Source organism: Streptomyces sp. NPDC046197, assembly GCF_040646295.1.
Lineage (GTDB): Bacteria > Actinomycetota > Actinomycetes > Streptomycetales > Streptomycetaceae > Streptomyces.
The window spans coordinates 44,310-61,436 of record NZ_JBEYZY010000003.1 but is presented as its reverse complement, the minus strand read 5'-3'; the positions used below and the strand labels follow the sequence as shown (position 1 = coordinate 61,436).

At 72.6% G+C, this 17,127-nt stretch carries 20 protein-coding genes and 1 riboswitch; of the genes, 11 read left to right on the top strand and 9 right to left on the bottom strand.

Features of this window, described 5'->3' with window-relative positions; genetic code table 11:
• Positions 1-63 precede the first annotated feature (63 nt).
• A riboswitch (cobalamin riboswitch) is annotated at positions 64-207 on the bottom strand.
• 122 nt (positions 208-329) lie between these two features.
• The 3 genes from AB0A61_RS05430 to AB0A61_RS05420 form a co-directional block, all read right to left on the bottom strand.
• A complete protein-coding gene (locus tag AB0A61_RS05430; RefSeq protein ID WP_361286459.1) occupies positions 330-560 on the bottom strand; it encodes a hypothetical protein in 231 nt (76 codons plus the stop codon).
• 33 nt (positions 561-593) lie between these two features.
• Positions 594-1,862 (bottom strand): inorganic phosphate transporter, encoded by a 1,269-nt coding sequence (locus AB0A61_RS05425; protein ID WP_361286457.1) that lies wholly within the window; start codon positions 1,860-1,862, stop codon positions 594-596.
• 141 nt (positions 1,863-2,003) lie between these two features.
• Entirely contained in the window at positions 2,004-2,753 is a 750-nt protein-coding gene (locus tag AB0A61_RS05420) for a lysozyme (protein WP_361286454.1), read from the bottom strand.
• Between the two features lie 206 nt (positions 2,754-2,959).
• On the opposite strand from AB0A61_RS05420, the gene AB0A61_RS05415 reads away from it, so the two are divergent.
• The 3 genes from AB0A61_RS05415 (at position 2,960) to AB0A61_RS05405 (ending at position 6,648) form a co-directional block, all read left to right on the top strand.
• On the top strand, positions 2,960-3,718 hold the full coding sequence (locus AB0A61_RS05415; RefSeq protein WP_361286451.1) for a class II aldolase/adducin family protein: 759 nt from the start codon (positions 2,960-2,962) through the stop codon (positions 3,716-3,718).
• 135 nt (positions 3,719-3,853) lie between these two features.
• Positions 3,854-4,981 (top strand): alpha/beta fold hydrolase, encoded by a 1,128-nt coding sequence (locus AB0A61_RS05410; protein ID WP_361286448.1) that lies wholly within the window; start codon positions 3,854-3,856, stop codon positions 4,979-4,981.
• Positions 4,982-5,208: 227 nt separating this feature from the next.
• Entirely contained in the window at positions 5,209-6,648 is a 1,440-nt protein-coding gene (locus AB0A61_RS05405) for a hypothetical protein (RefSeq protein WP_361286445.1), read from the top strand.
• 203 nt (positions 6,649-6,851) lie between these two features.
• Here the strand turns inward: AB0A61_RS05405 and AB0A61_RS05400 are convergent, their stop codons facing one another.
• Complete coding sequence (locus AB0A61_RS05400) at positions 6,852-7,262, bottom strand: VOC family protein (RefSeq protein WP_361286442.1); 411 nt, start codon at positions 7,260-7,262, stop codon at positions 6,852-6,854.
• A 314-nt stretch (positions 7,263-7,576) separates the two neighbouring features.
• Here AB0A61_RS05400 and abc-f point away from each other — a divergent pair, with 314 nt between their 5' ends.
• From abc-f to AB0A61_RS05385, 3 genes are all read left to right on the top strand, one after another.
• Positions 7,577-9,175 carry a ribosomal protection-like ABC-F family protein gene (gene abc-f, locus AB0A61_RS05395; protein WP_361286439.1) on the top strand — a complete coding sequence of 533 codons (1,599 nt, stop codon included), beginning with the start codon at positions 7,577-7,579 and terminating at the stop codon, positions 9,173-9,175.
• Between the two features lie 335 nt (positions 9,176-9,510).
• Positions 9,511-9,732: a helix-turn-helix domain-containing protein gene (locus tag AB0A61_RS05390; protein WP_053128672.1), complete on the top strand. Its 222-nt coding sequence runs from the start codon at positions 9,511-9,513 to the stop codon at positions 9,730-9,732.
• A 132-nt stretch (positions 9,733-9,864) separates the two neighbouring features.
• Positions 9,865-10,692: an enoyl-CoA hydratase/isomerase family protein gene (locus AB0A61_RS05385; protein ID WP_361287295.1), complete on the top strand. Its 828-nt coding sequence runs from the start codon at positions 9,865-9,867 to the stop codon at positions 10,690-10,692.
• Between the two features lie 4 nt (positions 10,693-10,696).
• On the opposite strand, the gene AB0A61_RS05380 is transcribed toward AB0A61_RS05385, so the two are convergent.
• On the bottom strand, positions 10,697-11,440 hold the full coding sequence (locus AB0A61_RS05380; protein WP_361286435.1) for a nucleopolyhedrovirus P10 family protein: 744 nt from the start codon (positions 11,438-11,440) through the stop codon (positions 10,697-10,699).
• A gap of 86 nt (positions 11,441-11,526) precedes the next feature.
• Between AB0A61_RS05380 and AB0A61_RS05375 the strand changes: the two genes are divergently transcribed.
• From AB0A61_RS05375 to amaP, 5 genes are all read left to right on the top strand, one after another.
• Complete coding sequence (locus AB0A61_RS05375; protein WP_361286432.1) at positions 11,527-12,024, top strand: Asp23/Gls24 family envelope stress response protein; 498 nt, start codon at positions 11,527-11,529, stop codon at positions 12,022-12,024.
• Positions 12,025-12,085: 61 nt separating this feature from the next.
• Positions 12,086-12,271 carry a hypothetical protein gene (locus tag AB0A61_RS05370; protein WP_141362204.1) on the top strand — a complete coding sequence of 62 codons (186 nt, stop codon included), beginning with the start codon at positions 12,086-12,088 and terminating at the stop codon, positions 12,269-12,271.
• Between the two features lie 5 nt (positions 12,272-12,276).
• Positions 12,277-12,690: an Asp23/Gls24 family envelope stress response protein gene (locus tag AB0A61_RS05365; protein ID WP_361286428.1), complete on the top strand. Its 414-nt coding sequence runs from the start codon at positions 12,277-12,279 to the stop codon at positions 12,688-12,690.
• Positions 12,687-13,364 (top strand): DUF6286 domain-containing protein, encoded by a 678-nt coding sequence (locus AB0A61_RS05360; RefSeq protein WP_361286425.1) that lies wholly within the window; start codon positions 12,687-12,689, stop codon positions 13,362-13,364. Before AB0A61_RS05365 ends, AB0A61_RS05360 begins: the two co-directional genes overlap by 4 nt.
• A 4-nt stretch (positions 13,365-13,368) precedes the next feature.
• The gene (gene amaP, locus AB0A61_RS05355) at positions 13,369-13,947 is read left to right on the top strand and encodes an alkaline shock response membrane anchor protein AmaP (protein ID WP_361286422.1); all 579 of its coding nucleotides are present in this window, start codon (positions 13,369-13,371) and stop codon (positions 13,945-13,947) included.
• Positions 13,948-14,027: 80 nt separating this feature from the next.
• Here amaP and AB0A61_RS05350 read toward each other — a convergent pair whose 3' ends face one another.
• The 4 genes from AB0A61_RS05350 to AB0A61_RS05335 all read right to left on the bottom strand — a co-directional run bounded on the left by AB0A61_RS05350 (position 14,028) and on the right by AB0A61_RS05335 (position 17,099).
• Positions 14,028-14,783: an SDR family oxidoreductase gene (locus AB0A61_RS05350; RefSeq protein ID WP_361286419.1), complete on the bottom strand. Its 756-nt coding sequence runs from the start codon at positions 14,781-14,783 to the stop codon at positions 14,028-14,030.
• A gap of 73 nt (positions 14,784-14,856) precedes the next feature.
• Positions 14,857-15,681, bottom strand: a complete 825-nt coding sequence (locus AB0A61_RS05345) for an SURF1 family protein (protein ID WP_361286416.1) — start codon at positions 15,679-15,681, stop codon at positions 14,857-14,859.
• A 49-nt stretch (positions 15,682-15,730) separates the two neighbouring features.
• On the bottom strand, positions 15,731-15,964 hold the full coding sequence (locus AB0A61_RS05340) for a hypothetical protein (RefSeq protein WP_361286413.1): 234 nt from the start codon (positions 15,962-15,964) through the stop codon (positions 15,731-15,733).
• 154 nt (positions 15,965-16,118) lie between these two features.
• The gene (locus tag AB0A61_RS05335; RefSeq protein ID WP_361286410.1) at positions 16,119-17,099 is read right to left on the bottom strand and encodes a DEDDh family exonuclease; all 981 of its coding nucleotides are present in this window, start codon (positions 17,097-17,099) and stop codon (positions 16,119-16,121) included.
• Positions 17,100-17,127 lie beyond the last annotated feature (28 nt).

The following is a 17,127-nucleotide window of genomic DNA, read 5'->3' as shown; positions in this document are numbered from 1 at the left end:
TAGTGAACCTGGATCGGCAGCCGCGCATGGCGATATGTCCTCACTCAGGGTGTCCGCGCCCTGGTTCGACGAGACCGGCGGTGAGAGTTCCTGGCTCCCGGGAAATTCCTTCCCCGGTCACAGTGGCGGGACCGCGCCGGATTCACACCGGCTTCCTCTTCTGCCGCCGTAGTTGGCCCGGGCAGTCCACCACGGCGCGCGAACACCCGTCAACTTGCTGCTGACCTGGGAAGGGAGACTGAGATGAGGCCCACACCAGGGCACGAAGCCGCCCTGCCCGGAGCGCCGACGAGGCGCTCCGGGCAGGGCGGACGACGAGTGTGCAGCCGTCAGGCCTTCGCCATGATGAGGTAGATGCCGTACGCCACCGCGGCCGCGCAGGTGGCGAAGCAGACGTAGGCGCCGGTGAGCGCGAGCGCCCCGCCGCCGTTGGCCTGGGTGACGGCCCGCTCGCGGCGGGACAGGCCCGCGATGCCGAGCGTGAACAGGGCCACGAGGCCCACGGTGACGGCGAGGCTGACGCCGAAGACGGAGCCGAGGGCTGCCCAGTCGATCTTCATGGTGCTTCTCTTCCTTCTGCCTGGGACGCGGGCTCAGACGGCGGCGGGCGGGGCCGCCGACTCGGCGGCGGGCGCGGGGGCCGGGGCGGGGATCGTGGCCGCGAGGTCCTCGGCCGCCGGGGCCGAGGCACCGGCGCTCACCGAACCCGCCGGGGGCGGGGTCACGGCGGCGATCGCGGTGGTGACCACGCCGGCCGGCTCCTCGGTGTCGTTGACGTTGGTGTGGTCGACGACCTGGCGGCGCGAGACCCTCCAGATCGCCGCGCTCGCCGCCACCAGGAAGACCGCGACGATCGCGGTGCCCCAGTCGCCGAGGCCGGTCACGGCCTCCGCACCGGCGCCGACCAGGGCGGCGGCCGGCAGCGTGAGCACCCAGGCGACGGCCATGCGGGTGGCGGTCGACCAGCGGACCACACCGCCCTTGCGGCCCAGGCCCGCGCCCATCACCGAGCCGGAGACGACGTGCGTGGTGGAGAGGGAGAAGCCGAGGTGGGAGGAGGCCAGGATGGCCGTGGCCGCACTCGTCTGGGCGGCGAAGCCCTGCTGCGGCTGAAGGTCGGTCAGGCCCGTGCCCATGGTGCGGATGATGCGCCAGCCGCCGATGTAGGTGCCGAGCGCGATGGCGAGGCCCGCGGCGAGGATGACCCAGGTGGGAGGGTTGGAGCCGGGGGCGATGGCGCCGCCGGCGATCAGGGCGAGGGTGATGACGCCCATCGTCTTCTGCGCGTCGTTGGTGCCGTGGGCCAGCGAGACCAGGCCCGCGGAGGCGATCTGTCCGGCCCGGTGACCCTTCTCGGCCGCCTTGCCGTCGGACTTCCGGCCGGCGGTGTACGACAGCCGGGTCGCGACCATCGCGGCGACGCCCGCCACGACCGGGGCTGCGACCGCCGGGATCAGCACCTTGGTGACCAGCGCGTCGCCGTGCACCGCGCCGATGCCGGCCGAGGCGATGGTGGCGCCGATCAGGCCGCCCATGAGGGCGTGCGACGAGCTGGAGGGGAGCCCCACCAGCCAGGTCAGCAGGTTCCAGAGGATCGCGCCGACCAGGGCGGCGAAGATGACCTCGGGACGGATGCCGGTCTCGTCGACGAGACCCTTCGAGATCGTGTTGGCGACCTCCACGGAGAGGAAGGCGCCGACAAGGTTGAGTGCGGCGGACATGGCCACCGCGACCTTGGGCTTGAGCGCGCCAGTGGAGATGGTCGTGGCCATCGCATTGGCGGTGTCGTGGAAACCGTTCGTGAAATCGAACGCGAGTGCGGTTGCCACCACAATCGCGAGGATCAGCGAGAAGCTTTCCATTTACCCAGGCAATCTTTAGAAGTCGTTGGCCGGACGAACGTACGTAACCAGAGTGAACGGAAGGTGAACTGGGACGGTCTTGGGGGTGTCCTGAGGTGGGGTCGTCGTGCCGTGATGACCCGAAAGCCCGGTATTGCTGGGCTACGAGCCCCTTGCGAACCGTTTCAGCCGAGCCGGTGACCCGTTGAAGAGATTCTGGTCACCCGGAAGGAGGCCGCTGGTGTCGTACTGCCAGAACGTCCAGGACGACCACCCGGACGGCAGCGACCCGGTGTCCTGGGTGGAGTGGCGGGCGATCCACAGCGCGTGGTCGGCGGCGAAGGCGCTGCTGCCACCGGTGCACGTGTTCCACCAGTGGGTGGTGGTGTAGATCACCGGCAGGCGACGGGTCTCCCGCTGGACCTCGTCGCTGAAGGCCTTGATCCAGGCGACCATCCGCACCCTGCTCAGGCCGTAGCACTCCTGCTTCTCGTCGTACGGGTCGTACTCGATGTCGAGCGCGGGCGGCAGCGTCCAGCCGTCCGCCCGCCAGCCCCCGCCGTTGCGGACGAAGTACGCGGCCTGGGTGGCGCCCGAGGACTCGTTCGGCACGGCGAAGTGGTACGCCCCGCGGACCAGACCCGCGCTGCGCGCGCCGCCGTACTGCCGGCCGAAGTAGGGATTGCGGTAGGTGGTGGACTCGGTGGCCTTGACGTAGACGAACCGGGCGCCCTTCGCCCTGGCGCCGGGCCAGTCCACGTCCTTCTGGTGCGAGGAGACGTCGTGCCCCCTGGGCAGGCCCGTCGCCGAGGCCGGTAACGCGGTGAGCGCACTCGCCCCGGCGGTCAGTGCCGCCAGGGCCGCCGCGGCGATGCGGGCACGGCGGCGGGACGGTGCGTGATCACGGGCCATGCTTCCCCCGGGAATGGGGACGTGCGCGACGATCGGTCCAGACGGTAGTGGAAGATCATTCAATCCACGTGCATCCCTCGCCAAGTACCGGCACGAGGGATACACGGGGGGTATAGGCACATATGCACTCTTTTGGAGGGGTGGGTTCCGGCCCAAGATGCCCCGCCGTGACGACGGGCCGGGGCACCGGCTGGCAGGATCGCGGCATGGCTGAACAGCGGCGGGACCAGGGGGACGTGCGAGGCCCCGGGGAGGGCGGCCCGCAGGTGTCGGAGCCGCGGGGGAGCGGGGTGCGTCAGGAGGAGGCGAGCGCCTGGGCGACGCTGGTCGCGGCGGCCCGCCGCACGGTGTCGGACGGGCTGGTCGTCGGCACCTCGGGCAATGTGTCGGTGCGCGTCGGGGACATCGTGCTGGTCACACCGTCCGGCGTACCGTACGACCGGCTCGCACCGGACGACGTGACCGGCGTCGACCTCGACGGCCGGCAGGTGCTCGGCGCCCTCGTCCCCACCAGCGAGCTGCCCATGCACCTCGCGATCTACCGCAGCACCGACGCGCGCGCCGTCGTCCACACCCACGCCGTCCACGCGACGGCCGTCTCCACGCTCGTCCCCGAACTGCCGCTGATCCACTACATGGCCGCCGCGCTCGGCGGCCCCGTCCGGGTTGCCCCGTATGCGACGTACGGCACCGCGGAGTTGGCGGAGAACATGCTCCGCGCCCTGGCCGGCCGCTCCGGCTGCCTCCTCCAGAACCACGGCACGATCACCTACGGCGCCACGCTCGACCAGGCCTACGACCGCACGGCTCAACTGGAATGGATGTGCCGCCTGTGGCTGACCGCGTCGTCGGTACCGGGACTGACCCCTTCGCTGCTCTCGCACGATGAACTGGCGGAGGTGGGGGAGCGGCTGCGCGGGTACGGGCAGCCGGGGGCGGTGCCCGGCGCGGGCGGTGGCGCATGACATGAGGCGTGGCATGGCGCGTGACATGACGTCGGCACAGGGATGAAGTCCGCTCTTTCTGGAACTCGCCCGGACATGTCACCCCGACCCTTCCTCCCGCTGGCCGGTGGCCGCGTGCGCCAGGAGACTGGAGCCGTGCGCACAGTCAAGGCGACGGCCGCGGCCGTCACGGTGGCCCTGGCGGCCGGCGCGGCGAGCGTCGCCGCGGGCCGGATCGCCAGCGACGCCGCGCTCAAGGCGCCCCCGGGGCGGCCTCTGCCCACCGAGCCCCGGCTCACCGTGCACGGCACGGCCGCGGGCCGGATCGCGCTCACCAGGGGCCTCGCCTCCCAGCGTCCCGGCACCTACGGCCTGGCCGGTGACGGCTCCCACGCGGTCGTCGGCCCCGTCCTGCCGACCGCCCCGCGCTCCGCCGACACCGTCGTGCGCCGCCTGGAACGCGTCACCCATGGCACCGTGAACCCCGGCGACAAGGTCTGGCTCACCCCGAACGTGCACGTCGGCAACCCGAAGTCCGCCCTCGGTCTCGACCATGCCGACGTGGACATCCCGGGTGAACTCGGCGCCCTGCCCGCCTGGTTCGTGCCCGCCGTCCGGGAAACCTGGGTGATCACCGTGCACGGCCTGGGCACCACCCGCGAACACCCCATGAACATCATGGGATTCCTGTACCGCAGGCGCTTCCCGGTACTGGACCTCGCCTACCGAGGCGACCTCGGCGCGCCCCGCTCCCCGGACGGGCTGAACCACCTGGGGGAGACCGAGTGGCGCGATGTGGACGCGGCCATCCGCTACGCCGTCCGCTACGGCGCCGAGCGGGTCATCCTGCACGGCTGGTCCACCGGCGCGGCCATGGCCCTGCACGCCGCCACCCGCTCCGGGCTGCGCGACCGCATCTCCGGGCTGGTGCTGGACTCTCCCGTCCTCAGCTGGGAGGCGACCCTGCGGGCGCTGGCCGCGGCCCGGCACACGCCGGCCGCCCTGCTGCCGCTCGCGGTGCGCGCCGCGCAGGGGCGCACCGGACTGCACGGCGGCCGGGCCGCCGAAGCGGCCGACCCCGCACAGCTCACGGTGCCCACGCTCGTCTTCCACGGCCCGGACGACAGGGTGGCCCCGTGGCAGCTCTCCCGCCGCCTCGCCGACCGCCGGCCCAACCTCGTCGCCCTGCGCACGGTGCCGAACGCGCCGCACGGGGCGATGTGGAACGCCGATCCCGAGGGGTACGAAGAGGCGTTGCGGCGCTTCCTCACGCCGCTGATGTGAGCGCGGCGCCCCGCCTCCTCGGCCCGGGCCGCCGACAGTGGTCCGGGAGGTTCCGGTGGCCGGAACCGAGGGTTGCCCCGGCGCTTCCGCGTGGTTCCGTTTAGCGGCCCGCCGGTGGCTTGATCACCTCACAATTGGCCTCCCTCGGCCCGGTGCGTTGGCCATCCCCGTCGCCCGCGGTGACATTCCGTTTGGGTTTTCGGACGGTCAAGCGGAAGACTGCACCCGTGACGTCCCGTATCCCGCGCGACTCCAGGCTTCGACTCGTCCGCCCCCGACCCCTGGCCGCCGCCCCCCGAGCCGTGAACCAGCGGCGCTCGCCCCGCCCCGCCCCCCGCCCCCCGGAGGGCACTCCGGCACCCGCGGAGCTGGCCGGAATGGCGCGCTCCCTGCTGGCCGGAGCGGCTCGGGTCGCCCGCTGGGCCGACGCCGCCCTGGGCCCCGGCCGCAACGGCGCGACCGCCGACGGCAAGGCCACCCTCTCCGACGTGACCGCCGAACAGGCGGCCGGCGAACTGGGCCTGAGCGCCGCTCAGGTCCGCGCCGACTGGGACACCTCCCGCCTGGCCGGTCTCATCGAGGTGCACGGCGACAGCGCCCGCCCCGGCTGGCGGCTGCGCGCCTGGAACCGCGACGACAGCGCGGTGCTGCGCGGCTGGGTCGCCCTCTTCGACGCCTGGTCGCTCGCCTCCCCGGAGCCCGACGGCCACGAGGCGGCCGCGGTCGCCGAGGTCGTCTCCGCCATGCCGCAGGTGCTCTCCTTCCTTCAACTGTCCGCCGGGCCGGTCCCCGTCGAGCAACTGCTGGACCTCCTCCAGCAGCGGGTCACCGAACTGCGCACCGAGCGCTGCGAGATCCCCTACGGACCCCAGGCCGTGCCCGCGAGGCCGGCGATCCCACCGCCCGGCTCCCCCGACGGCACCCTCGCGGAGCCCGCCGCCGACACCCCGCTCGCGCCCCTTCTCGACTGGGCCCTGCGGGCCCTGGCATCCGTCGGCGCCCTCACCTACGGCGACGGGCAGGCCACACTCACCCCGCTCGGCAGCTGGGCGGTCTGGGTGAAGCTGGAACAGATCTGCGTCGCCGCCCAGAGCCCCGCAGGGAACATCGAGCAGTCCGCCGAGGACATGCTGCGCGGCTGCGCCCAGCTGCGGCCCAACGCGGCCCGCGCCGAGTACCGCGCCTGGCTCGCCGCCCGGCCCGTCGGCAGCGCCGTCACCGAGCTCCTCGGCGCCGCCCGCGGCGAGGACGCCCTGCTGCGCGGCCTCGCCTTCGAGGCGCTGCGCGTCGTCGGCGCCCCCGCCGAGCCCGACGTGCGGTCCGTGCTCGACGAGCCGACGCTGCGGCCGTACGCCCTGCTGTGGCTGGCCGAGCACGACGGGATCGACCCGGAGGACGCCCACGAGGTCCTCACCCGGCAGGAGGCGACGTGGCTGTGGGTGGACACCGCCGCCGCCGTCGCCGACCACGGGGAGGCCCCCATGCTCGTACGGCACCTGGAGTCAGCGGTGCAGCCCACCGTCCCCGCGCTGCTGGACGAGGTCCGGGCAGTCGGTCACCCCCGGACCGTGCAGGTGCTGGTCGCACTCGCCGCGGCACACCCGGACCCCGCGCTGGCCAAGGCCGTACGCCGAGCGGCCTTCCAGGTGCACACCGGGGGCAGCTAGGGGGTGTCGTTCGGATCACCGCGGGTCCGCGGCGCCTGGCACGGCACCTCGCCGCGTTGTCGCATGACCCGAGTACGTCCAGTACGCGGGTCATGCTCCGCCTTGCGATGCACCGCACCATGCGCCGCGGCCTATCCGGGGTGATCCGAACGACACCCCCCGGGGGCGCCCTTCGGATCACCCCGGCCCACCGGCCGGCGCGCTCAGTCGCCTATCTGCGGGGCGTAGGTGCCGAAGCTCCAGATGTTCCCCTCGACGTCCCGGGCCATGTAGTCCCGAGCGCCGTAGTCCTGGTCCGTCGGGGGCATCAGGATCTCCGCGCCATGGTCAACGGCGCGCTGGTGGTGGGCGTCCACGTCGTCCACCACGACGTACACCCCGGTCGGGCCCGCGCCCCGCATGGCCTCGTCGAAACGGCCGCCGCGGCCCTTGGAGCCGAGCATCACCGCGCCGTTGCCCAGCACCAGTTCGGCGTGCTGCACCAGGCCGTCCTCGCCCTCGTACACCGACAGCTCCGTGAAGCCGAAGGCCTCGGTGAGCTGCTTGACGGCCGCCTTGGCGTCCGCGTACAGCAGCGTGGGGTAGATGCTCGGTCGCCCGTCCGTGCCTGCCATGCCGATCACTCCCTTGCGAGTCGGTCCCGTGCCGTGAGCCGGTGGCGGCCGAAGAGTCTTCGGCCCGCGGTTCAGTCTGGCACCCGCCACTGACAACGCCCCGGGCTCCGGCACGGACGCGTCGGAGGGGGGAGCGCCCACGCAGGAGCGCCGCCCCCGAGGGGTGACCCGCTCGACGCAGCGCACACCCGCACCCTGAAAAAGCGCTTGCACGCCCCCGTTAGACTGGTCCCCATGGCCATTCTCCTCGCGCATTAGACGGCGGGAACGTCCTCAGCCGCCCATCCCGCCACCCACTGCCCTGGAGTCTGTCCGTGATCTCCGCTTCCGGCATCGAGCTGCGCGCCGGTGCCCGCATCCTCATCGAGAACGCCTCCTTCCGCGTCGCCAAGGGCGACCGCATCGGCCTGGTCGGCCGCAACGGCGCCGGCAAGACCACCCTCACCAAGGTCCTGGCCGGCGAGGGCATCCCGGCCGGGGGCACCGTCACCCGCTCCGGCGAGGTCGGCTACCTCCCGCAGGACCCCCGCACCGGCGACCTGGACGTGCTCGCCCGTGACCGCATCCTGTCCGCGCGGGGCCTGGACGTGCTGATCCGCAAGATGCGTGAGAACGAGCAGCGGATCGCCGTCGGCAAGGGCGCCACCCGCGAGAAGGCGATGAAGCAGTACGAGCGCCAGGAGACGGAGTTCCTCACCAAGGGCGGGTACTCCGCCGAGGCCGAGGCCGCGACCATCGCCGCCGCCCTCAACCTGCCCGACCGCGTGCTGGGCCAGCCCCTGCACACCCTCTCCGGCGGTCAGCGCCGCCGTATCGAGCTGGCCAGGATCCTGTTCTCCGACGCGGACACCCTGCTGCTGGACGAGCCGACCAACCACCTCGACGCGGACTCGATCATCTGGCTGCGCGACTACCTGAAGACCTACCGCGGCGGCTTCATCGTCATCTCGCACGACGTCGACCTGGTCGAGACGGTCGTGAACAAGGTGTTCTACCTCGACGCCAACCGGTCCGCGATCGACATCTACAACATGGGCTGGAGGCTGTACCAGCAGCAGCGCGAGGCCGACGAGAAGCGCCGCAAGCGTGAGCGCGCCAACGCCGAGAAGAAGGCCGCCGCGCTCAACGCCCAGGCCGACAAGATGCGCGCCAAGGCCACCAAGACGGTCGCCGCGCAGAACATGGCCCGCCGCGCCGAGAAGCTGCTGTCCGGTCTGGAGGAGGTGCGGCAGCAGGACAAGGTCGCCCGCCTGCGCTTCCCCGAGCCCGCGCCCTGCGGCAGGACGCCACTGACGGCCGAGGGCCTGTCGAAGTCGTACGGCTCGCTGGAGATCTTCACCGACGTCGACCTGGCCATCGACAAGGGCTCCCGGGTCGTCATCCTCGGCCTCAACGGAGCGGGCAAGACCACCCTGCTGCGGCTGCTCGCGGGCGTGGAACAGCCCGACACCGGCATGGTCGTCCCCGGCCACGGCCTCAAGCTCGGCTACTACGCCCAGGAGCACGAGACCCTCGACCCCGACCGCACGGTGCTGGAGAACATGCGCTCGGCCGCCCCCGACATGGATCTCGTCGAGGTCCGCAAGGTGCTGGGCTCCTTCCTGTTCTCCGGCGACGACGTCGACAAGCCGGCCGGCGTCCTCTCCGGCGGCGAGAAGACCCGTCTGGCGCTCGCCACCCTGGTCGTCTCCTCCGCGAACGTCCTGCTCCTCGACGAGCCGACCAACAACCTCGACCCGGCCAGCCGCGAGGAGATTCTCGGCGCGCTGCGCACCTACAAGGGCGCGGTCGTCCTGGTCACCCACGACGAGGGCGCGGTGGAGGCGCTGCAGCCGGAGCGGATCATCCTGCTGCCCGACGGCGTCGAGGACCTGTGGGGCGCCGACTACGCGGACCTCGTCGCCCTGGCTTGACCGAACGGTTGATCAACTGCGTATGGATCATTCGGCCCATCGGTGATCCATCATCTGTGTGAGATCTCCTCGTACCGGGGTGTGTCCTACATCGATTTCCCGGCCGAGCCCTTATCTGCCAAGGGCTCGGCCGCCGTGCACCGCTGACCAGGCACTTCGCGGAAGAACCCGTTCGGCGGTACGCACGCGATCGCGTGGAGTGGCCGATTCCGTATGTGCGCACGCGCTCCTGTCGTCACAACCCTGTCTCACGGACCTTGCCGAATGGGTGGCCATCACGCCCCGGAGGGGTGATCATGAGGGGACCAGAGCGCACTTCCCATGAGGAGGCACGGGTGGCCGAGACTCTGAAGAAGGGCAGCCGGGTGACCGGCGCCGCGCGCGACAAGCTCGCGGCAGACCTGAAGAAGAAGTACGACGCCGGGGCGAGCATTCGGGCGTTGGCCGAGGAAACCGGCCGCTCGTATGGCTTCGTCCACCGGATGCTCAGCGAGTCGGGTGTCACGCTTCGTGGGCGTGGCGGGGCGACGCGGGGCAAAAAGGCCACGACGGCCTGACCGCGGGCGGCCCATCGGCTTTCGATGGTGGCCACCCGGTCGGTCGACCGATCGGCCGGGTGGTTACTGTGCAGTCACTTGAGGATGCCCAGGTACGGCATCCTGGACGACCGCACCCATCGGAGGCGCTCCATGGAATCGCCCGAGCACGACCTTGATCCTGTACCCGGCAAGGGTGCCGGACCGGTACTCGACAAGGACGGCGTGCGGCTCACCGTCGACGACGCGATCGCCACGGTGACGCTGACCAACCCGGCCAAGCGCAATGCGCAGAGCCCCGCCCTGTGGCGGGCGCTTGCCGAGGCCGGGCGGCTGCTGCCGGGCTCCGTCCGCGTCGTGCTGCTGCGCGCCGAGGGCAAGTCGTTCTCGGCGGGGCTCGACCGGCAGGCGTTCACGCCCGAGGGCTTCGACGGTGAGCCGTCGTTCATCGATCTCGCCCGTGGCGGCGACGCCGAGCTGGACTCGACCATCGCCGAGTACCAGGAGGCCTTCACCTGGTGGCGGCGCAGCGACATCGTGTCCGTCGCGGCTGTACAGGGACATGCCGTCGGCGCGGGCTTCCAGCTGGCGCTCGCCTGTGATCTGCGCGTCGTCGCGGACGACGTGCAGTTCGCCATGCGCGAGACCAGCCTCGGGCTGGTGCCGGACCTGACCGGTACGCATCCGCTGGTGGGGCTGATCGGCTACGCCCGCGCGCTGGAGGTCTGCGTGACCGGGCGGTTCGTGACCGCCGAGGAGGCGGTGAGCACGGGGCTGGCCAATCTCGCCGTGCCCCTGGACCAGCTCGACGTGGCCGTGGCGGACCTGACGGCGGCGATCCTGGCCGCCCCCCGGAACGCCGTGATCGAGACCAAGGCGCTGCTGCGCGGTGTCCAGGGACGGTCGTACGAGGAGCAGCGCCAGGCCGAGCGGGCGGCCCAGGCCCGGCGGCTGCGGGACCTGGCCGGCGTCGGCGAGTGAACGGTCAGCCCACCGCGGTGACCACCACCGCCACCGTGGGCTGATCCCCGAGCGCCTCGCCCGCCGCCGCACGCACCTGCCGGGCCACGTCCACGGTCCGGTGGGCCGCGTCGACCGCCACCTCCACCCGGACGTGGCGGCGCGGCAGGGCGGTGCCCGTCCGCCGTTCCTCGACGTGCACCGCGCGGCCCAGGCCGCCCAGCGTGCCCGTCAGCCGGGCCACGCCCGGGACGGCCAGTACGGCCGCTGCCACCCGGCGCTCCTCCGTCCCCGCCGCGTCCCCCGCCGTCGGCGGCTCGGGCGGTTGCACGGGGGCGGCCTCCGGCGCCCGTACGGCGGCCTCCGGCTGCTCGTCCAGCAGGGCCGTCACCCGCAGGTCGATGTCGCCGACCGTCAGGCCGAGGCCCTGCGCCGCGGCGGCCGCCAGGGTCCCGCGGAGGCGGGCCGCCGTCGCCGGGAGCGGCTCGTCCGCGGTTGCCGCGAACTCCGCCGACACGCGCAGAGAACCCGGCGACAGGGCGCTGGGCGGGGCCGGCACCGCGGGTTCGTGGGTCTCCTCGGGATCGCCCGGAGAGATCCGCAGGGCGCCCAGCCGCACACCCCGCACCTCCTGCGCCGCGCGCCGCAGCACCGCATTCGCCGCGCTCTCGGCGATCCACGCGGCATCCCGCGGGCCGCCCAGCGGCAGCAGCCTGCCGAGCGCCAGTTGGTGCCGCACCGTCCGGGTCCACCCGTCCGCCGTCGTCATTGCTCCAGCCTGCCGCATCCCTGGCGCGCGATCGCGCCGATCCGCCTACCGTGGATCGGGGACGACGACCGAAGGGACGCACGGCCATGACCGACGTGACGGAGCAGAACCGGACGAGGACCCCCGAGGGCGACAAGGACGTGCCGGAGACACCCGCGACCCGCAGGGCCCAGGCGACCCGCCGCGGTGGGGGTGACCCCGCCGCCCGGGGGCGGACCACCATCGCCGACGGAGTCGTGGAGAAGATCGCCGGGCTGGCCGCGCGCGACGTGCTCGGTGTGCACGCCATGGGCGGCGGGCTGTCGCGGACCTTCGGGGCCATGCGCGACCGGGTGCCCGGCGGTACCAAGTCGGTCACCCGGGGCGTGAAGGCCGAGGTCGGCGAGGTGCAGACCGCGCTCGACCTCGAAATCGTCGTCGACTACGGCGTATCGATCACCGACGTGGCACGCGCCGTCCGGGAGAACGTGGTCGGGGCCGTGGAACGGATGACGGGGCTGGAGGTCGTCGAGGTCAACATCGCCGTCAGCGACGTGAAGCTCCCCGAGGAGGAGGAAGAGGAACCGGAGCCGCGAATCCAGTGACGTACCGCCGACCGGGCGACCGCACACGTGAGGACGGGCCGAGGACGCTGAGGAGCGCACGATGAGCATGGCCGTCGCCGGCATGATCGCCGGCATGGCGCTGGGCTTCGCCGGGTACTTCGGCGGCTTCGGCGCCTTCCTGCTGGTGGCGGCCCTGGGTGCCGTCGGCTTCGTCGTCGGCCGGTTCCTGGAGGGGGACCTGGAACTCGGCGACTTCTTCCGCCCGCGCGACCACCGCCGGCGGTGACCCCGATGGGCGGCGGGACCGGCGAGGTCCGCAGATCCCCGGCCACCGTCGCACCGGGCGAGCGCGGCGCGATCCGGATCGCGGACCGCGTCGTCGCGAAGATCGCCGCGCAGGCGGCGCGCGAGGCGCTCGGGGCTCTGCCGCCGGACGCCGCGGCGCCGCACGCCACGGTCGTCGTGCGCCGCCACGCCCCCGGCTCCGCCCGAGCGGAACAGACCCCGGCCGACTCCGCGCACGTGCGGGTGTTCCTCGATCTCGGCTATCCCTGTGACATCGGCGCCCGCTGCCGCGCGGTGCGTCACCAAGTGGTCGAGCGGGTAGGCGCCTTGGTGGGAATGCGGGTGCCGGAGGTCGCCGTCCGGGTGGAACGGCTGCACCTGGTACCGGCACACGGCGCTGCACAGGGGAGGACGCGATGAGCGAGCCCCGGGGTACCGAGAGCACCACACAGCCCCTGCCCGTCATCGAGAGGGCGGCCGACGACGCACCCGGCCCGTCCGAGGCGGCGGCGGACCACGAGCCCCCGCCCGTGCTGGACGGCGGGAACGGGCGCACGCACCGCTTCTGGTCCTCCCGCCGGATCCCGGCCGGCATCGTCGCGCTGCTGCTCCTGATCGTCGCCGGGGCGTTCCTGTACGACGTCGTGGCCGTGCGTGCGCACCGGCCCGGCCTGCGCTGGCGGCGCGAGCTGGCCCGGCAGCTGGCCGCACGTCCGCTGGACGACACCTGGGTCCTGGTCGGCGCGGGCGTCACCGCGGTCCTCGGCCTGTGGCTCGTCGTGCTGGCGGTCACCCCCGGTCTGCGGAGCCTGCTGCCGATGCGGCGCCCGCACCCCGACGTACGGGCGGCACTGCACCGGGACGCGGCCGCCCTCGTGCTCAGCCACCGCGCCATGGAGATCGCCGGAGTGCAGTCGGTACGGGTCCGGCTGCGCCGCAGAAGGGCCGACGTGCGCGCACTGTCCCACTTCCGCGAACTCGACGAGGTGCACGCCGACCTGGACATGGTGCTCGCCGACGCGATCAGGGCACTGGGGCTGGCCCGGCCCCCCGCGCTGTCGGTGCGCGTCGCGCGGCCCAGGCGGAAGGGGTGAGGGCGTGAGCGGGGTCGTCAACCGAGTGCTGATCGGGTTGGTGGGACTGGTGCTGCTCGTGCTCGGCGGCTCGGTGCTCGCCGTCGGGCTCGGAGTGCGGCCGCCGTCGTGGTGGATTCACAGCGGCCGTCACGACGTCCTGCTCAGCACCGCCGAGCGGACCCGCTGGCGGGACGCCGGCTGGTGGTGGCCCACCGTCATCGCCGTGCCGGCCGTCCTCGTGCTGCTCGCCCTGTGGTGGCTGACGGCGGTGCTGCGCCGGCGCCGGCTCGGCGAGGTGCTGGTGGACACCGGCGACGGCGAGAGCGCACTGCTGCGCGGCCGGGCACTGGAGGACGTACTGGCCGAGCACGCCGAGGACCTGGACGGCGTACAGCGCGCCGAGGTCCGTCTGACCGGGCGCCGCCACGCCCCCGCGACCCAGGTGCGGCTCCTGCTGGAGCCGCACGTGGACCCGGGGACGGCGCTGCGCGACCTCACCGACCGAGCCCTGGCCCACGCCCGGGATTCGAGCAACCTCAGGGCCCTGCCGGCGGAGGTACGGCTGAGGTGCGTCAAGCACCGTGCGGAACGGGTGAGTTGACCCCAGGGGAACCGCGCGACCGGCCACGGACGGCCACCGGCGGACGCGTGACCACCTCGCCGTCCCGAACGAGCAGCCGCTCAGAACCCGCTGCGGGCCCCACCATCCACCGGAACCATGATCCCCGTCAGATACGACGCGGCCGGCGACAACAGGAACGCTGCCGTACGGCCGAACTCCTCCGGGGTGCCGTACCTCCGCAGCGGAATGCGGGCCTCGTTCGCCGCCCTGGTCGCCTCCGGATCCGCCGACAGCCCGTCCAGCTCGCGCACGCGATCGGTGTCGATGCGGGCCGGGAGCAGACCGACGGCACGGATGCCGCGTGGCCCCAGCTCGTCCGCGAGGGACTTGGCGAACCCGGCGAGACCGGGCCGCAGACCGTTGGAGATGGTCAGCCCGGGAATCGGCTCGTACACCGAACCGGACAGCACGAATCCGATGACCCCGCCCTCCTCCAGCTCGGCGGCGGCCGCCCGGGCCAGCCGCACCGCGCCCAGGAACACCGACTCGAACGCCGACCGCCACTGTTCGTCGGTGTTGTCGGCCAGGAACCCCGGCGGCGGACCGCCGACGCTGACCAGGACACCGTCAAAGCCGCCGAAGTGTTCACGGGCGGTCGCGATCAGCCGTGCGGGAGCGTCCTCGTCCGCGTTGTCGACGGCCACCCCGACGGCGTTCGGGCCCAGCTCGGCCGCCGCGCCGGCGACCCGCTCCTCGTCCCGGCCCGTGATGACCACCTTCGCGCCGTCGGCGACGAGCTCGCGCGCCGCGGCGTTGCCCAGCCCGCGCGTGGCCCCGGTGACGACGTACACCCGGTCCTTAAGTCCAAGATCCATGGCCCCTATCCTGCCCGCCCGACCCCGTACCGGGCGAGGGGTGTGCGCACCGGGCCGGTGGAGGGCGCGGACCTCAGACCGCGGCCGGTTCGGTGTCCTCGGCGGCTTCCTGCGCCGCCTTCGCCCGCTCCCGCGCCTCGCGACGGGCCAGGATCACCCAGCCGACGGGGACGCCCGCCGCGAACAGCCACCACTGGATCGCGTAGGGCAGGTTGATGTCCCCGAGGCCGACCCAGCTGGTGTCCTCCTTGGGGGAGGGGATCAGCTCGGGGCTGCCGCCCTTGGGGGCGGGCGCGGTCAGTTCGATGTAGCCGCCGAGCATCTCCTTGGCGGAGGTGTCGCCCGAGGACCGCAGCAGCGTGCCGACCTGCTCGCTGTTGATCAGTATGACCTGGCGGTCCGGCAGCCCCTTGACGTTCTTGATGCCGCTCGCGGCCGTCGTCTCGTCCTGCATCAGCCGGCCGGTGACCGTGATGCCGCCACTGGCGGGTGCCGGGATCTTCGGAAAGGCCGTCTGCGAGGAGGGTGAGGCGATCCAGCCCCGGTTGACCAGGAGCGTCCTTCCGTCGTCCAGCACGAACGGGGTCAGGACGTGATAGCCGACCTGGTCGTCCGCGTTGGTACGGCGGCGCACCACCAGTTCGTGCGCCGTGTCGAAGTGGCCCCTCGCGGTCACCCGGCGGTAGATGTCCTTGTGCGCGACCGTGCCGCCGACCGAGGTGAGGGACTCCGCGGGCACGGGCGTCGCCGCCAGCGAGGCGTTGATCACCTTGTTCAGCGCCTGACGGTGGTCGTGGCGGTGCAGCTGCCAAAAACCCAGCCTGATCATCGTCGGGATGAGCAGAAGGGCCACCAGGGTGAGGATCACCCACTGGCGGGTCAGAAGGAAGCGGTACACCCCACGACGGTACCTCTCGGGCCGTGCGGTCCGGTCGGCAGGGGTGTGCTCAGACGCGGTCGACGATCCCGACATTCCCCTCCGCGCGGGCGCAGTGGGCGCCGCAGTACCAGTGGCCCTCGGCCTCGACTCCCTGCCCGATGATCTGGACCCGGCAGTGTTCGCAGATCGGTGCCATCCGGTGGATCGCGCACGCGAAGCAGTCGAACACATGTACAGCGCCCTGGGCGTGCACCTCGAAGGTCATTCCGTAGTCATTGCCGCAAACTTCGCATCTCGCCATGCGCCACAGGGTGAGCCGTGGGTGCGGTGCGGGCGAGTGGGCGGCGGGCGAGTCGCCGCGCAATCACCCGTCTGACACCCGCAGCCGGCCGGTAAGGATCAGCAGACGGCGGAACCGGAACCGGACACCCCTGGTCCGCCGGAACCGGACACCCCTAGTCCGCCGGCTCCACGTCCCGCAGCAGCTGCCCGAAAGCCGCCTCGTCCACCACCGGTGTCCCGTACTGCCGCGCCTTGACCACCTTGGACGTACCCGAGTCCGGGTCGTTGGTGACGAGCAGGCTGGTCAGCCGGGACAGGCTGGAGGCGACGTGCAGCCCGGCCTCGGTGGCGCGGTCTTCCAGCAGCTCGCGTTCCACCGAAGTGTCACCCGAGAAGGCGACCCGCATGCCCTGCTTGAGGCGTTTGCCCTCTTCGTAGCGGCCGGGGTTGGGGTGGGGGCATGCGGGTCTTTTGCGGGCCGGACGCCAACTGCTCGTCCGGTAGCCCCCGTAGCCGCCCGACTGCTGTCGTGGCAGGGGGCGGTCCGACCACTCCGTCAGCGGCCGGCACTCGTGCAGCGGCAGACGGAGGCCGCCCGCCGCCGCGGCCCGCAGACTGGGGCGGAACGCCTCGGCCAGCACGCGCGCGTCGTCGAGCGCGTGGTGTGCGCGCCGCTGCACGACGCCGAAGTGCGCCGCGAGCGACTCCAGCTTGTGGTTGGGCAGCGGAAGACCCAGTTCCTTGGAGAGCGCGATGGTGCACAGCCGCTGGCGCACCGGAGCCTCGCGCCTCGCGCGCGCGTACTCCCGCGCGATCATCTGCCAGTCGAACACCGCGTTGTGCGCGACGAGCACCCGCCCCCGGAGCCGGTCCGTGAACTCCTCGGCGATGTCGCCGAACAGCGGCGCGCCTTCGAGCACCTCGCTCGTCAGGCCGTGGATCCACACCGGCCCGGGGTCCCGCTCGGGGTTGACGAGCGTGTACCAGTGGTCCTCGACCTCGCCGCGCCCGTCCAGCCGGTAGACCGCCGCGGAGATGATGCGGTCGTCCCGGGCCAGGCCGGTGGTCTCCACGTCAACGACCGCGTATCCCTTCGGATACGCGGCCGGCCACGGTGTGGGCGAGGACGCTGCCCTCGTGCGGTCTTCGAGCATGGTCACTGAGGATACGGGCCAGGACTGA

Bases quoted from the DNA above. Each gene is read 5' to 3' on its own strand.
- AB0A61_RS05375 (WP_361286432.1), top strand. From the start codon at position 11,527: ATGACCGACGTGACGGAGCAGAACCGGACGAGGACCCCCGAGGGCGAC.
- AB0A61_RS05415 (WP_361286451.1), top strand. From the start codon at position 2,960: ATGGCTGAACAGCGGCGGGACCAGGGGGACGTGCGAGGCCCCGGGGAG.
- AB0A61_RS05360 (WP_361286425.1), top strand. From the start codon at position 12,687: ATGAGCGAGCCCCGGGGTACCGAGAGCACCACACAGCCCCTGCCCGTC.
- AB0A61_RS05340 (WP_361286413.1), bottom strand. From the start codon at position 15,964: ATGGCGAGATGCGAAGTTTGCGGCAATGACTACGGAATGACCTTCGAG.
- AB0A61_RS05425 (WP_361286457.1), bottom strand. From the start codon at position 1,862: ATGGAAAGCTTCTCGCTGATCCTCGCGATTGTGGTGGCAACCGCACTC.
- AB0A61_RS05420 (WP_361286454.1), bottom strand. From the start codon at position 2,753: ATGGCCCGTGATCACGCACCGTCCCGCCGCCGTGCCCGCATCGCCGCG.
- AB0A61_RS05365 (WP_361286428.1), top strand. From the start codon at position 12,277: ATGGGCGGCGGGACCGGCGAGGTCCGCAGATCCCCGGCCACCGTCGCA.
- AB0A61_RS05430 (WP_361286459.1), bottom strand. From the start codon at position 560: ATGAAGATCGACTGGGCAGCCCTCGGCTCCGTCTTCGGCGTCAGCCTC.
- AB0A61_RS05370 (WP_141362204.1), top strand. From the start codon at position 12,086: ATGAGCATGGCCGTCGCCGGCATGATCGCCGGCATGGCGCTGGGCTTC.
- AB0A61_RS05350 (WP_361286419.1), bottom strand. From the start codon at position 14,783: ATGGATCTTGGACTTAAGGACCGGGTGTACGTCGTCACCGGGGCCACG.
- AB0A61_RS05335 (WP_361286410.1), bottom strand. From the start codon at position 17,099: ATGCTCGAAGACCGCACGAGGGCAGCGTCCTCGCCCACACCGTGGCCG.
- AB0A61_RS05385 (WP_361287295.1), top strand. From the start codon at position 9,865: ATGGAATCGCCCGAGCACGACCTTGATCCTGTACCCGGCAAGGGTGCC.
- AB0A61_RS05400 (WP_361286442.1), bottom strand. From the start codon at position 7,262: ATGGCAGGCACGGACGGGCGACCGAGCATCTACCCCACGCTGCTGTAC.
- AB0A61_RS05380 (WP_361286435.1), bottom strand. From the start codon at position 11,440: ATGACGACGGCGGACGGGTGGACCCGGACGGTGCGGCACCAACTGGCG.